This is a genomic window from Actinosynnema sp. CA-299493, from assembly GCF_050946825.1.
GTDB lineage: Bacteria > Actinomycetota > Actinomycetes > Mycobacteriales > Pseudonocardiaceae > Actinosynnema.
Genome location: NZ_CP191993.1, coordinates 6,414,267 through 6,429,699 on the forward strand (window position 1 = coordinate 6,414,267; position 15,433 = coordinate 6,429,699).

The 15,433-nt window shown below is 62.6% G+C and carries 11 protein-coding genes and 1 pseudogene; 9 read left to right on the forward strand and 3 right to left on the reverse strand.

The window, feature by feature from the left end; translation table 11 throughout:
* Positions 1 to 178: 178 nt before the first annotated feature.
* Positions 179 to 784: a hypothetical protein gene (locus tag ACQPYE_RS26655; protein WP_498715228.1), complete on the reverse strand. Its 606-nt coding sequence runs from the start codon at positions 782 to 784 to the stop codon at positions 179 to 181.
* A gap of 170 nt (positions 785 to 954) precedes the next feature.
* Between ACQPYE_RS26655 and ACQPYE_RS26660 the strand changes: the two genes are divergently transcribed.
* Together ACQPYE_RS26660 and ACQPYE_RS26665 are read left to right on the forward strand one after the other, a co-directional pair.
* On the forward strand, positions 955 to 1,824 hold the full coding sequence (locus ACQPYE_RS26660) for a hypothetical protein (RefSeq protein ID WP_498715230.1): 870 nt from the start codon (positions 955 to 957) through the stop codon (positions 1,822 to 1,824).
* Positions 1,821 to 6,119, forward strand: a complete 4,299-nt coding sequence (locus tag ACQPYE_RS26665; protein WP_498715232.1) for an NACHT and WD repeat domain-containing protein — start codon at positions 1,821 to 1,823, stop codon at positions 6,117 to 6,119. Before ACQPYE_RS26660 ends, ACQPYE_RS26665 begins: the two co-directional genes overlap by 4 nt.
* Here ACQPYE_RS26665 and ACQPYE_RS26670 read toward each other — a convergent pair.
* Positions 6,113 to 6,400, reverse strand: coding sequence for a hypothetical protein (locus tag ACQPYE_RS26670; protein WP_498715234.1), 288 nt, complete (start codon positions 6,398 to 6,400; stop codon positions 6,113 to 6,115). The two genes, ACQPYE_RS26665 and ACQPYE_RS26670, sit on opposite strands and share 7 nt — an antisense overlap.
* Positions 6,401 to 6,987: 587 nt before the next feature.
* Between ACQPYE_RS26670 and ACQPYE_RS26675 the strand changes: the two genes are divergently transcribed.
* The 5 genes and pseudogenes from ACQPYE_RS26675 to ACQPYE_RS26695 all read left to right on the forward strand — a co-directional run bounded on the left by ACQPYE_RS26675 (position 6,988) and on the right by ACQPYE_RS26695 (position 12,657).
* Positions 6,988 to 7,341: a CU044_2847 family protein gene (locus ACQPYE_RS26675; protein WP_498715236.1), complete on the forward strand. Its 354-nt coding sequence runs from the start codon at positions 6,988 to 6,990 to the stop codon at positions 7,339 to 7,341.
* A gap of 32 nt (positions 7,342 to 7,373) precedes the next feature.
* Positions 7,374 to 9,149, forward strand: a complete 1,776-nt coding sequence (locus tag ACQPYE_RS26680) for a VMAP-C domain-containing protein (RefSeq protein WP_498715237.1) — start codon at positions 7,374 to 7,376, stop codon at positions 9,147 to 9,149.
* Positions 9,150 to 9,161: 12 nt separating this feature from the next.
* Complete coding sequence (locus ACQPYE_RS26685; protein ID WP_498715240.1) at positions 9,162 to 10,181, forward strand: AAA family ATPase; 1,020 nt, start codon at positions 9,162 to 9,164, stop codon at positions 10,179 to 10,181.
* A pseudogene (locus tag ACQPYE_RS26690) lies at positions 10,171 to 11,586 on the forward strand (SAV_2336 N-terminal domain-related protein); the annotation flags it as partial. The gene ACQPYE_RS26685 and the pseudogene ACQPYE_RS26690, both read left to right, overlap by 11 nt.
* A gap of 147 nt (positions 11,587 to 11,733) precedes the next feature.
* Positions 11,734 to 12,657 carry a FliA/WhiG family RNA polymerase sigma factor gene (locus ACQPYE_RS26695; RefSeq protein ID WP_498722993.1) on the forward strand — a complete coding sequence of 308 codons (924 nt, stop codon included), beginning with the start codon at positions 11,734 to 11,736 and terminating at the stop codon, positions 12,655 to 12,657.
* 147 nt (positions 12,658 to 12,804) lie between these two features.
* Here the strand turns inward: ACQPYE_RS26695 and ACQPYE_RS26700 are convergent, their stop codons facing one another.
* On the reverse strand, positions 12,805 to 12,927 hold the full coding sequence (locus ACQPYE_RS26700; protein WP_498715244.1) for a hypothetical protein: 123 nt from the start codon (positions 12,925 to 12,927) through the stop codon (positions 12,805 to 12,807).
* 483 nt (positions 12,928 to 13,410) lie between these two features.
* Here ACQPYE_RS26700 and ACQPYE_RS26705 point away from each other — a divergent pair, with 483 nt between their 5' ends.
* Together ACQPYE_RS26705 and ACQPYE_RS26710 are read left to right on the forward strand one after the other, a co-directional pair.
* Entirely contained in the window at positions 13,411 to 13,857 is a 447-nt protein-coding gene (locus ACQPYE_RS26705) for a hypothetical protein (RefSeq protein ID WP_498715246.1), read from the forward strand.
* A 223-nt stretch (positions 13,858 to 14,080) separates the two neighbouring features.
* The gene (locus ACQPYE_RS26710; RefSeq protein WP_498715248.1) at positions 14,081 to 15,229 is read left to right on the forward strand and encodes an integrase core domain-containing protein; all 1,149 of its coding nucleotides are present in this window, start codon (positions 14,081 to 14,083) and stop codon (positions 15,227 to 15,229) included.
* Positions 15,230 to 15,433 lie beyond the last annotated feature (204 nt).

The window sequence follows — 15,433 nt, forward strand, 5'->3', positions numbered from 1 at the left end:
GCGCCTTGGTGTCTGACTACGCAACCGCCCTGACCGGAATATTCTTCTCGCGCTGATCCGCCACTTCACCACTCGCCCGCTTTGATGTATACAACAAATCGAAACAAGCGAGGCGGTGAATGTACAGCTCATCGCAGAGTGCGACGTTAAGAGCGGCACACGTTCCCCAGGCGATAATTCAACGTCGACAGCGGGACCGCTCAGTCGGAACGGATTGCTGGACCAGTTCGAGAATGAGCGGCACCTGGCGGCGGCCCAGCTTGACGCGCGGCGGGAGCGGGACCGTCAGCGGCGGGTCCGGCCAGACGCGCGTCAGCGCACCCGCCAGCGGGCCTGTCAGACCGACGTATCCCGTTCCGGGCTGACCGGCGACGGCCACCATGATCAGTCGCCCCACGATGATCGTGAAGATCCAGCCGAGCCCACCCCGGCCGCCCACGCGGACGTCGAGTGCGCGCCCGGCCGTCGCGGTTCCCGAGAGCTGCCGCGCCGAGCCGACCCACAGCGCCACGTCAGGCGGCAGGTGCCCGCTCCGGACCCAGTCCTCGTGCTCGGGTAGGGCCTCGCGCTGGGTGCGGTCGCCCGACAGCTCCAGCATCAGCATGGTCTTGAGGAACCAGCGCGTGATCAGGCGGCAGTCGGGCCCGGTGAGCAACCATGAGCGACCGTGGATGAGTGGCAGGAGCACGAGCTTGACGGCGGACCAGTCCTCGGCGGCCTGATCAACGAGTACGAACCCACAGCAGCATAAACGCAGGTCAAACCGTGTGGCCGACTTTGGCACCCCACAGGAGTTCCCCTTTCGAGCGGCACAGGGACGATTAGGTGGAGCACCAGGGGCCGCGAGACTCCGCCTCTTCCCGTTTAATGCGGACAGGACGCGTCGGCTGTGGGTGATGATCGTGTGTTCGTGTCGGTGAGCATGGGTGGAGTGCTGTGGCGTCGGTGGTGTGTGTGCACGGGATCGGTCAGCAGGTCCTGGGTGAGCGGTCCTTATTGAAGGAGTGGGAGCCCGCGTTGCTGGACGGTCTGTCCCGTCACGCCGACACGAGCGGGTCCGTAGGGTCCGCGCGCGCCGTCGTCGGGATGGCGGCGGTGGATCCGGTGATGGCGTTCTACGGCGACGTGTTTCGTCCGGCGGGGTCGTTCCTGGCGGTGGGCGATCCGATTCTGGGCGCGGCCGACGTGCAGGCCGGTGTGGAGCGCGAGTTGTTGGCGGCATGGTGGGCTGAGGCGGCGAGGGTTGACGAGCGGGTGGTGCCGCCGGGCGGTGGCACGCTGGCCGCGACGCCGCAGTGGGTGCAGCGCGGCCTGGTGCAGCTGTCGAACTCGAGTTTCTTCGCCGGGGTGGCGCTGCGGACGATGGTGCGGGATCTTAAGCAAGTAGCCCGGTATCTGACTGAGCCGGACGTGCGGGGCGCGGCGCGGGAGCGGGTGACCCGCATGTTGGAGGCGGACACGCGGGTGGTGGTGGCGCACTCGCTGGGGTCGGTGGTGGCCTATGAGGCGCTGTGCGCTTCACCTGGGCACGGGGTGAGGGCGTTGGTGACGCTGGGTTCGCCGTTGGGCATCGCGAACCTGGTGTTCGACCGCCTGGACCCTCCGCCGGTCGCCGCACGGGGTGCGTGGCCCGGCGACGAGAGCTTGGTGTGGACCAACGTCGCTGATCCCGGCGATGTGGTGGCGCTGGTCAAGGACCTGCGGCCGCGGTTCGGAGACCGGGTGCGTAACGCGGTGGTGGACAACGGTGCGAAGGCGCACTCGGTGTTGCCCTACCTGACCGACGCCCTCACCGGTGCGGCGATCGCTGCGGGCCTGGCATGACCGGCGCCACCCCCTCCCCCGTCTCCTCGCCTTCCACCGGTCCGTTGCCGGTGGAAGGCGAGGGACGTCGACTGCTGGTGGCCACGGCCGTCACCAGCCACCGCCACCAGCCGGAGTGGGACCGCCCGGAGCTGGCCCAGGCCCGCCGGGAGGTGATCGAGCTGTTCACCGGACGCTTCGGCTACCGGCACCTAAGCGAGCTGGGACTGGATCCGACCCGGCAGCAGCTGATCGCCGGCCTGGAAGAGGTGTGCTCGCCGCTGGCGGCCGATCCGATCGGCGAGCTGGACATGCTGGCGGTCTACATCACCTGTCACGGGCACGTCCTGGACGACACCGGCGAGCACGTGCTGGTCACCTCCGACACCCACCCGGAGCACCTAGGCGCCGCGGTGACCACCGCGGACCTGACTGCGGGCATGCTGCGCGGCACGAAGGTCCGCAGGTTGTTACTGATGCTGGACACCTGCCAGGCCGGGCGGGGCGGCAACGAGCTCGCCGCCGCGGCCCTATCGCGGCTGACCGACACCTGGGGACGGCAGCCGGGCGCGGGCATGGCGGTGATCGTCTCGGCGCAGCCGTCCGAGGAAGCCGCCACCGGCGTGTTCCCCCGGCTGCTGCGCCAAGCGGTGGACGCCGTACCGGTCGCCGGGCACGGCCCGCAGGCATTGGACTTGCAGGCGCTGGTCACCGAGATGAACAAGCACGCACCCGGTCATCAGCGCATCGGTATCGAGCAGGTCCGTATGACCGGCCACGCGCCAACGTTCCTGCCCAACCCCCGCCATGACCCCGCTCTCGACGGCGTCGACCTGGCCGTCCAACAGGCCGCCGAATGGCGGGCCCAGGCCGACGAGCGGGAACTCGCCTTCCAGGAGGCGGTGGTGCGCAAAGCGATGGGCAGCCACGACGCCCCCGGTGGCGGCTGGTGGTTCACCGGCCGCCACACCGCCCTGCACGACCTCACCACCTGGCTGAACACTCCCGACCCCGCGAGGCCGCTGCGGGTGGTAACCGGCGACCCCGGTTCGGGCAAGTCGGCCGTGCTAGGCCTGCTGGCAACCCTCGCCGATCCCGACCGCCGCCACACCGTCCCCGCCCATACCCTGGGCCTGCCTTCTGGCGCCGTCCCGACCATCGGGGTGGTCGACACCCGGTTGACCGCGCAACAGGCGACCACCGAGCAGATCCTGCACGCCCTCGCCTCCGCCGCACGACTGGACGCCACCAGCCTCGGACGGTTGCTGGCAGGTCTGGAACCCATGCTCCGGCAGCGGGGAAAGCCATTCACCGTCCTGCTCGACGGTGTGGACGAAGCCGCCACGCCCCATGACCTGGTGGGCAGGCTGCTGGCACCACTGGTGGATCACGCCCAGGGCCGGATCCGGTTACTGGTGGGCACCCGCCCGCACATGCTGCCCGCTCTCGCTCCGGGACTGCACCGCGGCGATGTCGACCGTGTGATCGACCTGGACGACGAGCGCTACGCCGACACCGACGCCATGACCGCCTACACCCTGCGCACCCTACTCGGCGCCGTGGCTGGCAGCACTTACCGCGACCGACCCCGTCACCGCCTGCTGCCCGTCGCCGAGGCGGTTGTCAACGCCGCGCACCCGTCGTTCCTGGTCGCCCGGATCACCGCCACCACCCTGGCCTCCCAACCACCGGTCACCGACCCGGAGGACCCCGGCTGGAGGCGCTCGCTTCCCCGGCTGCCCGGCCCCGCCATGCGCCGCGACCTGGACACCCGCCTAGGCGTCGAGGCGGCCCGCGCCCGTGACCTGCTGCTGCCTCTGGCCTTCGTCCAGGGCAACGGCCTGCCTTGGGAGGACCTCTGGGCACCGCTGGCGTCACGAATCTCCCGGCGCGACTACACCGACAAGGACCTACTGTGGCTGCGCGATCACGCCGGGTCCTACATCGTGGAGAACACCCATGAGGGGCGCTCGCTGTACCGCCTCTACCACCAGGCCCTGGTCGAGCACCTGCGCGACGGCGCCGACCATCGCGCGGTGCACGACGCGTTCGTAGACGTCCTGCTCGACCGGGTCCCCCTCGGCGCGGACGCCCGTACGGCCTGGTTCCGAACTCATCCCTACACCCGTGCGCACCTGGCCACCCACGCCGCCGAGGCGGGCCGAGTCGACGAGATCATCACCGATCCCGAGTACCTCGTTTACGCCGATCCCGACACTCTTCTCCCGGCTCTGCAACACACCACCACCGATGCAGCCGTGCGCACCCGCGCGATCTACCGCAACACCGTTCACCGCGACCTCACCCCCGCCCAACGCCGACTCACCCTCGCTATCGACGCCACCCGATTCGACGACACCACCCTCGCTACCGAACTTGCCCACAACCTGCCCTGGCGCCCCCGCTGGGCCACTGGAAAACAGACCAGCACTACCCACCGCGCCACTCTCACCGGCCACACCTGGCCGGTGAGGACGGTGGCGTGCACCGAAATTGATGGCCAACCCGTCGCCGTCACCGCCAGCAGCCACGACCGCGCGGTGCGAATCTGGAATCTCACCGACGGCACCCTGCGCACCACCATCACCGGCCACACCGGGCGAACGAGGGCGGTGATGGCGGTGGCATGCACCGAGATCGACGGCCAACCCGTCGCCGTCACCGCCAGCGGCGACGGCACCGTGCGGGTCTGGGATCTGGCCGACGGCACCATCCGCACCACCCTCACCGGGCCGATGGAGGTGGTGGTACCGGTGGGAGCGTTGGCATGCACCGAAATCGACGGCCAACCCCTCGCCGTCACCGGCAGCGGCGACGGCACCGTGCGGGTCTGGAACCTGAGCAACGGCACCCTGCACACCACCATCACCGGCCACACCGGGCCGATAGAGGCGGTGGCGTGCACCGAGATCGATGGCCAACCCGTCGCCGTCACCGCCAGCAGCCACGACCGCGCGGTGCGAATCTGGAATCTCACCGACGGCACCCTGCGCACCACCATCACCGGCCACACCGGGCGAACGAGGGCGGTGATGGCGGTGGCATGCACCGAGATCGACGGCCAACCCGTCGCCGTCACCGCCAACAGCCACGACCGCGCGGTGCGGGTCTGGAATCTCACCGACGGCACCCTGCGCACCACCATCACCGGCCACACCAGGCCGGTAAGAACCGTGGCATGCACCGAAATCGACGGCCAACCCCTCGCCGTCACCGGCAGCGGCGACGGCACCGTGCGGGTCTGGAACCTGAGCAACGGCACCCTGCACACCGCCATTACCGGCCACACCAGGCCGGTAATGGCGGTGGCGTGCGCCAAAGTCGACGGCCAACCCCTCGCCGTCACCGGCGACGGCGACGGCGCGGTGCGGGTGTGGGACCTAGAGGCAACCGAATCACAAGCGACTTCGGTTACCGACGGAACCGACACCTTGGCGGTGACCTGGGTCGAGGTCGACGGCCAGCCCGCTGCCGTCACTGGCAGCGGCGACGGCACCGTGCGGGTCTGGAACCTGAGCAACGGCACCCTGCGCACCACCATCACCGGCCACACCGGGCCGGTGGAGGCGATGGCGTGCACCAAGGTCGACGGCCAACCCGTCGCCGTCACCGCCAGCCGCTACGACCGCGCGGTGCGGGTCTGGAATCTCACCGACGGCACCCTGCGCACCACCATCACCGGCCACACCAGGCCGATAAGAACCATGGCATGCACCGAAATCGACGGCCAACCCCTCGCCGTCACCGCCAGCGGCGACGGCACCGTGCACCTCTGGAACCTGAGCAACGGCACCCTGCACACCACCATCACCGGCCACACCGGGCCGGTGGAGGCGATGGCGTGCACCAAGGTCGACGGCCAACCCGTCGCCGTCACCGCCAGCAACCACGACCGCGCGGTGCGGGTCTGGAATCTCACCGACGGCACCCTGCGCACCACCATCACCGGCCACACCAGGCCGATAAGAACCATGGCATGCACCGAAATCGACGGCCAACCCCTCGCCGTCACCGCCAGCAGCGACGGCACCGTGCACCTCTGGAACCTGAGCAACGGCACCCTGCACACCACCATCACCGGCCACACCAGGCCGATAAGAACCATGGCATGCACCGAAATCGACGGCCAACCCCTCGCCGTCACCGCCAGCAGCGACGGCACCGTGCACCTCTGGAACCTGAGCAACGGACAGGGCGAACTCCTGTTCCGCCAGAATGGAATCCAGGCGCTGACAGTGACTCCGAACATCGAGATTGTCAATAGCACAGGGTGGGATCTTGTCGTAACTCATAGAATTCAGCGACTATCTTATTGAATCGAAAGTGATCGGTTTCCTGTAGGCTGCCTGGGTGGTCCAGCCACCGAATCAGGATCCTGGGCACCACCGCGCACCCGACCGCGTCCTGGGTCACCCAAGCCGCCAGAAACCTCGTCATAGACCTCGAAGACGAGGGCCAACACGTGCGGTTCCTGATCCGAAACCGTGACGGGAAGTTTCCCGCCCTGTTCGACGCCGTCCTCGCCGACGCGGGCATCGAGGTCGTCCTCAGCGGCGTCCGCACTGGACAGGTCGATCGCGGATGGGTAGACAAGCACTCGAAGCTCCTAGCGGTGGCCTTGCTCTTGGTCGAGAAGTCATCTACCAGGAGCTTCGCCACGTCTCCACCACGGCCACCGCCCACGCCACCAAGTTGGAAAGGGTTCAGTCATAGAAACATCTCAGTGCTGTCAATCCGCAGCAGCCGGGCAGGCAGGTGAGATGGCAGTTCCATCGACCTTCGAACAATCGACCGAGACCGTCGCGCAGCGGCTGGGCTGGCGGGCGCGGAAGCCGGTGCCACTCCGTGGGCATACGCTGTCATCGGTTACATCTGACGCGTATATTGCTCCAAAAGTGTCCACTTGCCTGCATCTCACGCCGCTGGCCAGCAGATTCGCTGCAGGAAAGAAGGTAGCCGCATACTTTCGGTGCAATAACGTCAAGCTGACTCTAACCGATGCCCCTTCTGACGACTGCAATCAAGAGGTGAGACTAAGACACACGTATAGTAGCTCCAGCATTGCCCTCATCAACCTGCCGCTTCACATCGTCAGACGCCCATGATGCTGCCCAATCTCTTGACACACATCGCTACGATCAACTGCACTGACTGTACCTATACCTAAAATACCGAAAGGACCTCATGGCTGAGTTAATGCAGATGGATACAGCAAATGACAGTTTCGTATTGGTCGAGGTTGACGACTCTGACCCGGGCTTCCAACGCGCCAGTCGTCAAGGGGCCATCATCAAAGCTACCGAAACTTTCGAAAATGCGCTCGATAACGTCAAGAACGCCGCACTCTCCGCACTGGACCGAATGACCAGTGGCCCACGCCAACCAGATTCCATTGAAATCGAGTTCGGCGTCAAGATGAACGCTGAAGCAGGCGCAATTATTGCAAAGACATCGATTGAGGGTCACCTGAAGGTGAAGATGATCTGGCAACGAGCAGGCCTACAGACCGATGCCAATAACGAAGAGCCGGACGATTAATTAAAATAGTTCTACGATATCATCGAAGGCGGGTGACGACTGCAACAGTGAACAACAAAGGATGGCGTGCTCAAATCACCGATAACCACGGCCGTGTGCTGGGGTCAGGATTTCTGATCGATCCTCATCGCGTCATGACTTGCGCTCATGTGGTCGGAAAAAATACTGACCTAGTGGTAATTTTTTCAGAAATGCCACAACTCGACTCCTATAGAGCAAAGGTCGAGTTTCGAGGGCCATGGACCGTTGATGACGAGCGCGGAGATATCGCCGTGCTCAGCCTCTCGTCCGCGACGTCAATTCCTCCGGCGCGGTTCGCTCGATTAAATGAGCTCGCCGAACGGAGGCTTGATCCGAGTCGTTCAGAACTACATGTGTACGGTTTCCCGCGGGGATACGATCGTGAAGGTGCGGACACTCAGGTACGCGCGCCGTATGAGAGCCTACACCTCGGTGAATGGTCACAACTCGAGGCAATAACTGATCGAGGTATACGCCTCCAAGCTGGCTTCAGCGGAGCTGCGGTAAGCTTCGCCGATACCGGCGAAGTGGTCGGCTTGGTTGTTGGCGCCGATCGCGACAAAGAAACCAGAACAGGAAAAATGTTACCCCTCAGTGGAATACGTCGCCACTGGGCTCCGCTCATCAATTTACTTCCAATCGGTAGGCTTTTACCTCTTGCCTGGAACGCGCTGCAAGAACTCTTAACAAAAGCATCATTAAGCAGCGCCGATCTTACTCGAATTTATTTGGCAAGCCTACAGGATGGCCTTGGACCCGAACCACCGCAGTTTACATCAACCTGGGAGCTCGCACGGTTTCTTGCCGACGAGGTCATCTCCGAGAGTGACGCGCCACTTGCACGCTTTTGTATACAAGTCGCAGATGCGATCGATGACGATGAGTTACGCACCGAACTCGTCCGTTGGCGCGAGAAAAACCTGTCTTGGTCTACAGCCAATTACACGGCTAGTAGTAGCCTAAATCATTCTAATCTGAATCAAGAACCAGGCCGCGTAACCATCGGATTAAGACCGAGTGGAAATCCAAACGAGTTCCTTCTTGCCGTCACATCGACTACTTCAAAAACGGCACACTCAGTTTTTCAAGGAATAGTCACAGCTCGTCAAGTGCGCCGAACCGTTGAGCGTGTATTGCCAGAAGCCATTAGTCGCGTGCCAGCCGCATTAGACGTCATGATCGAATTTGAACTTCCGCTGAGCTGGCTAAATAAACCCGTGCACGAATGGCATGCAGATCAGATAGAAAAGCTACCCATTGGCTGGGCGTATCCAGTCGTGGTCCGAATCCCGCCATCTCCTACGGGGACAGACCGGCTTCGTCGACTGGACCGACGATGGAAAAAGCTTCTCCTACAGCCTAAATTGACTCCCCTGGATTCCGTCGACTGTCGAGATCAGCGGGACCGTAATCGGCTGACGGCGTGGCTTTTGGCCGACGCCGAGTTAACCGTGCTAGCGCTCGCAAATCCTCCGAAGCAAACTGCGCAGGACCCGGCACTACGTGCAGCACTATCTGCAGGCGTCCCCGCCATGGTTTGGGCACAGCAAAATTGCGTTGATGATCATATCGACAAGAGGGCATGCCGCGGAGACCGATTCCTGCATGCTATTACCGAAGCGCTCAGTAACAGTTCACCAACTGAACTACCTGATCGGGTACGAATCCTTCGAGCAGAAGCTGCCGCCAAGCCAGACGAGTCGAACGATGAATACACATCAATTATCTTATACTGGGACAAACCCTATATTTTTGATCATCACCTGCCACTCGGTGTGGCCCGATAATGGAGGTGCTCGATGTCGTGGACGATCTACTCCGGTGACAGCAAGCCACATGACGGCATTGAACGGCTCCCACCGCCGCCGCCCTGGCGTGCATTCAATGGTGAGCCACTAATACCGCCTCCACCATCCGATGAGTCAGCGTTCCTTCCTTCTGAACTCCACCAAGCGCTCGCGTACCAGGCGGCACCCGATACCATCCAACTCATTAATGCGGCGTTGTACTTACGTCGGCCGCTCCTGGTAACCGGACCACCGGGAGCAGGAAAATCTACGCTGGCTTACGCGGTTGCTCACGAACTCAAACTTGGTTCAGTGCTGTACTGGCCCATCACCAGCCGAAGCACACTGCAGGACGGCTTATACCAATACGATCCGCTCGCCCGCTTGTATGCCGCGAGCAAAAGTCATGATTCACGCAGCACCGATGATATCGGCCGCTACTTAAGACTCGGCCCGCTGGGAACAGCACTACTACCTTATGAGCGACCAAGGGTACTTTTGATCGACGAGATTGACAAGTGCGACATTGATCTACCGAATGACCTTCTAACAGTGTTCGAGAAAGGTCAGTATGAGATACCCGAACTTACCCGAGTGGCCGATACCCAGCCCACGTGCGAGCTACGCATCTCACATTATCAGAAATCAGTCACGATAACTCAAGGCGTTGTACGCTGTCGAGAGTTCCCACTCGTCATCATGACGAGCAACGGTGAACGCGAGTTTCCTCCCGCGTTCTTACGGCGATGCGTGACCGTTGAACTGCGCGACCTTGAGTACGACCAACTTGCTAAAGTCGTCGAAGCGCACCTTGGCGAACTTGCACATTCTGGCAAGGATCTGATTGATCGTTTCCTAGAACGCAAACAGGCAGGCGAACTTGCTACTGATCAACTGTTGAATGCAATATACCTGGTTCACCACGCTGCACGTGCGGGATCAATTGATCGAAAAGCTTTAGCCGACCGTGTACTTCCATATCTTTCCGGCCGCATTTCTGTGACAGCCGATGAGGATCTCGATGACGATTGAAAGGCTTGGCGCGGTTTTGGGCGCGATTGGCCCTAGACCACTCGCGACAGAACTTGCGGATATCATCTGGTTGACGAATCACATCAATGAAGCCGCTACATCCGCGCAACCAGGCCACTCCAATCCCATATCCAAGTCATCACCTAGCCTGTCCGGGGATCCCGCGAGCCATGAGCCAGACGGTATCCAGCACATCAATGAAACGCCGACAGCGCAGGTCCCGATAGCTGCGACACCAATCCAACAAAGCGCCCTATATGCTGCGCTCCCAGGCACGACTACAGGTATCGATGCCTTGGCTCTGATCGCCCCCACGGCGGCCATGCTTGAGGGCCGCCTAGCCATCGCACGAGCGCTTCGCCCATTAAAAAGACGCGTTTTCGCACGGAATCGTCTTATCTTGGATGAATACGCCACGGCACACCACGCGGCCCAACTCCTGCCGGACCGCCATGCATGGATACCCGTTATGCGCTCAGGCCAGGAACGCTGGCTCGATCTTACTCTCGTGTTCGATGACAGTTCCACTATGACCATGTGGCGACCGCTGATAGGTGAGCTCCGACGCGCGTTTACTGATGTAGGCGCGTTCCGAAGCATCCAGGAGCTAACTCTAGTTTCAGAGTCAGACGGACTAAAACTCAAGGATGCCACAGAACCAAGTCGGGCGCTTAATCCGACCATGCTGGCGAGCTCCCCCGGCCAGCGAGTGACGTTGATCATCAGCGACTGCGCCAGCCAGCCTTGGTGGCGGGGCGAGGTCGGAAAAATTCTGAGTCATTGGGCGCGTAGTTGTCCTGTCGCTATCCTTCAGCCCCTGCCAGAACGACTGTGGAATCGGACTGCTGCGCCAGCCGAGCCTGTCATCATGAGTGTGCCGAAACCTGGCGCTCCGAATACACAACTCCGGTGCGTGCCTGCTGAGTACCCTGGTGGAGGGCCGCTGCAGGGCTTGCCAGTGCCAGTACTTGAAATCACGCCACGCTGGCTCAACAGTTGGGCACATATGGTTATGGGACGCCCTCTGGCTGATGCTATTGCGGCCGCAACTTTCCTCAGTCTTGGTCCGCCCCAGACTATGGATGACACATCTACTGATGAGATCCCGCCGCGGGAACGAGTTCTTAGGTTTCGACGGACCGCTTCATCTGAAGCATTTAGGCTTAGCGCTTATATCGCTACCACGATCCCTGCGCTTCCCGTAATGCGGTTAGTGCAAAGTGCCATGCTCGATGAGTCGCAACCCACCTATCTTGCCGAGGTTATACTCAGTGGACTGCTTCGCGTGGTCGATACCGAAACAGGGCATTATCAGTTTGTCGAAGGTACTCGAGAAATCTTACTTGAAACGCTATCGCGCTCCGAGTCGAGGCAAGCGCTCGAAGTGCTCAGAAGGGTATCTACCGAGATCGAGACCCTTGCAGGTCGGCATACTGACCACTTTCAAGCCCTACTAGCTTCCTCCTCAAACTCCAGTCGTTATGCACTTCCCATAGCAGAAAGACCATTTGCGCTTATCAGCGATATAGCGCTTGCACGCCTCGTCTCTCCGATGACTCGGAGCGCATATGACACTGATACCGCAGTGCCTTCACAGCGTTCCGCAGTCCGTCCGGCAATTGAGCCGAATTTACAGCAAGGAAGTGAGCCGATCGACAGGACCATTGCTACAACGGCGCGCACGGCAGCCGACAAACATATACCACCCGCGCAGCTTGATCCTGGCGACATCATCGAGTTGTGGCGCCGCTATAATGAGTCCCGCGCCCAGAGCCAGCGCGACCAATTGCTGTTGCACTACGCGCCGTTGGTTAAGTACGTCGCTGGCCGCGTCGGTACCGGCCTACCCGCTCACATCGACATCGCGGACCTCATCCAGGGTGGGATCTTCGGCCTGGTCGACGCGATCGAGAAATTCGAACCTGAGCGCGGCCTCAAGTTCGAGACGTACGCCATGCAGCGTATCCGCGGCGCGATCCTCGACGACCTCCGCTCCCAAGACTGGGTACCAAGCTCGGTACATAGCCGCGCCCGCGACATCGAGCGTGCTCTGGAACACCTCAGCGCCACATTGCAGCGCACACCGACCGACCGTGAGCTCGCCGCAGAGCTTAAGATCGGCCTTAATGAACTGCGCCAGCTCTACAGCCAGCTACAGCTCACTAGCATCGTCGCACTCGACCAGCTTATTTTCTCCAACAGGAGCGGCTCCTCCCTCGCCGAGTCACTGCCCGACGACGGTGCGGAAGACCCTGGCGCGAACATGATCGACCAAGATAGCCGATACCAACTCGCCAACGCTATCGCCGAACTCGCCGAACGTGACCGTGTTGTCGTCACTCTTTACTATTTCGAGAATTTGACACTCGCTGAAATCGGCAGGGTTCTCGGTGTCACCGAGTCGCGGGCCGCCCAGTTGCATACCAGAGCGGTACTTCGTCTACGCGCACGAATTAGCCAAGATCCATCCCGCTAAGAGGTGTCACGTATTGGGTAGAAAGTGATCACTTGTCTGTAGATTGATCAATGCGATCGAGGTCGTGTGAGGTTGTGCCTGCCGAAAACCTCATTCATGCAGGTGGAAACGTATAAGTACGTCGCGAGCCTGCGAGAGCCGCCGCGCTCAGCAGGTGAGCAGCTGAGACGGCGGAGTCGTGTGGTCGAGCCGTTTCACGTAGGCGTCCCCGCCGACGGCGGCGCGCTGCGCGCACGCGTCGTCCTGGGTGGCGAAGGTCCCGTAGTACACCGCGTAGATGTCGGCCCCATCAAGTTGCTTGCGCAGCGAGCCGCACCCGGTCGTCGACGAGTGCAGGTACCGCGTACCTGTGGGTGCCAGAACTCTGCACTGGGACGCTGAGCTGCAGCGATCCTGCCCCCTCGGCTGACAGAGCATGATCGTGAGGTGTGGCGTTCCGACTGCCGTACCCGATCTTCGTCCGACTCGGTGATCGGCTGGCGCTCCTCGGCCGGCCCTCTGCGACCAAGGACGTCGAACTGCTGGTGCTACGACACGAGGTCGCGGTACTGCGCCGGACCACTCCCCGTCCGCAGCTGGAGTTGGCCGATCGCGCAGTGCTCGCCGCGTTGACACGGCACCTGCCACGACTGCTACGCGAGCACCGAGTAGTGACCGAGGGCGTCGACGTCGCGAGGCCTGAGGGCACCCCTAGAGTAGGCGGCTACGGCTCTCGCGGCCTCAACACCCGGAGTAGCAACTGAACGGTCACACATGACGCTGGGCGAGGACGATAGCGGTGCCAGTCGGCGCAACGACTTGTCCGGGACGGTAAACGGGCTGAGCATCCAGGCGAACGTCATTAGCGGACCGGTCTTCATCGGCGACCGGAGTGTTCATGATCATGTTTTGGCTCTCCTTGAAGAGTTTGCAGATGTCAAGCGAAAGCTCGTCGAGAGCATGGCAGCCGACCGCGAAATCACGAAGTTCGTCTGGTTCCTTCAAGACGTACTAGCTACGTTGCGGATCGAATCCGGGCGACTGGTTTGGGAATTGAGCCAAGAGCGCGATGCTTCGGAACGACTCCGCGCTGAGCTGACCTGTGCCGTTCGAAAAGTCATCGTCGCTGGTAGAGCGAGAATGTCGCCGCGTTGGGACCATGGCCAGGCCGATACCTCGGCGGTCCTGTTGACGATCGTGCCAGCATCGACGCGGAAATAGGCATACGGGCAGCACGTTGTGCCTGCCGATAATCTCATCCGCGCAGGTAGAGGTTGTACGGAGACCAAGACCTCAAAACGCTCATCGGCACGGCTGCCATCCGCCGTGCCATCGGCCAGCACGGCATGATGACCGGCTGTGCTGCTCCGACTGGCCTTGTGCCTGCCGATAATCCCGTCCATGCAGGTGAGAGCACGGTCGGGGCAAGGTCTCGGGATGGCCGATGAGGGTGCTCGTGTTCCACGGGCGCGGCGACGGGCGCGGCATGATGGCGGCTGTGCTGCTTCGACTGGCCTACCTGGGCATGACCAACACGTTCGCGCTGCTGCGCCTGCTGCCCATGAGCGACCGGGACAAAGACACGGAGATCCTGGCGCTACGCCACCAGCTCACGATCAAGGACGCCGGAATCGACCCGGCACCCGAACGCACCACGACGACGTGGTCGGCCTTCCTCCACTCGCAGGCCGACGCCCTGCTGGCCTGCGACTTCTTCGAGACCTCCACGTTGAGCGGCACCCGCCTGTACGTGCTCGCGGTGATCGAGCACGCCAGCCACCGGATCCTGGGTCACCCAAGCCGCCAGGAACCTCGCCATGGACCTCGAAGACGAGGGCCGACACGTGCGCTCCCTGATCCGCGACCGGACAGGAAGTTCCCAGCTCTGTTCGACGCCGTCCTCACCGACGCAGGCATCCAGGTCGTCCTCAGCGGAGTCCGCATCCCCCACATGAACGCGATCATGGAACGCTGGGTCCACAGCTGCCGCCACGAACTCCTCGACCGCACCCTCATCTGGAACCAACAGCACCTACTCCACGCCCTACGCGAGTACGAGCACTTCTACAACACCCACCGACCCCACCAAGGCATCCACTACGCGCCCTACCGCCACCCATCACCGACCAAGCAGCGCTCACCCACCTCGACATCCGCCAACGACAGCGGCTGGGCGGAATCCTCAACGAGTACTAACACGCCTCCTGACCTGCACGGACGACGTTTTCGGCAGGCACAGCGTACGCGCGGCCGCCTCGCCCAGACCGTCACGTGCATCCTCCGCGATCGCAACAGCGGCTTCGAACTGATCTCCGGTGCCCTCTGCGGCCGCCCCAAGTGCGTGTGCCAGCACGACGTTCGCCCGCAACGCCCTCGGGTCGTCCAGACCATGCGCCGATGCCTCACCCACGAAGGCGACAGCCAATTCCAGGACTTCGATCGCCAGGTCGGCCCGCGTCACGACCTTATCGTTCCCGGCGGATTGGGGTTCGCGGAGGCCGGCGTCGAGCAGCCGCCGCGCCGTCTCCAGGGTGTCGAAGTGCGCCGGCCCCTGCACTCGAAGCCGTTCGGCGTACACAACCGGTCCCGGTGACGACCTCGTGCACGTTGACCGGTCGGTTCCAGGCCGCGCTACCGCCGCCGGAGAACGCGGTCGTGGCCAGGAACTTCCTCGCCGACGCCGTGGCCTGCAGCGGCACCGGCCGCACACGTCCACGCCGACCGCAGAATGCGTGACGAAACGTTGTACTCGGCCGCGCGGGTGAGGTTAAGGTCCTGTCTGCTCGGCCTGTAGCGA

Excerpts from the sequence above, each read along its gene's own strand:
- ACQPYE_RS26665 (WP_498715232.1), top strand. The coding sequence starts at position 1,821 with ATGACCGGCGCCACCCCCTCCCCCGTCTCCTCGCCTTCCACCGGTCCG.
- ACQPYE_RS26675 (WP_498715236.1), top strand. The coding sequence starts at position 6,988 with ATGGCTGAGTTAATGCAGATGGATACAGCAAATGACAGTTTCGTATTG.
- ACQPYE_RS26685 (WP_498715240.1), top strand. The coding sequence starts at position 9,162 with ATGTCGTGGACGATCTACTCCGGTGACAGCAAGCCACATGACGGCATT.
- ACQPYE_RS26695 (WP_498722993.1), top strand. The coding sequence starts at position 11,734 with ATGACTCGGAGCGCATATGACACTGATACCGCAGTGCCTTCACAGCGT.
- ACQPYE_RS26705 (WP_498715246.1), top strand. The coding sequence starts at position 13,411 with ATGACGCTGGGCGAGGACGATAGCGGTGCCAGTCGGCGCAACGACTTG.
- ACQPYE_RS26710 (WP_498715248.1), top strand. The coding sequence starts at position 14,081 with ATGAGGGTGCTCGTGTTCCACGGGCGCGGCGACGGGCGCGGCATGATG.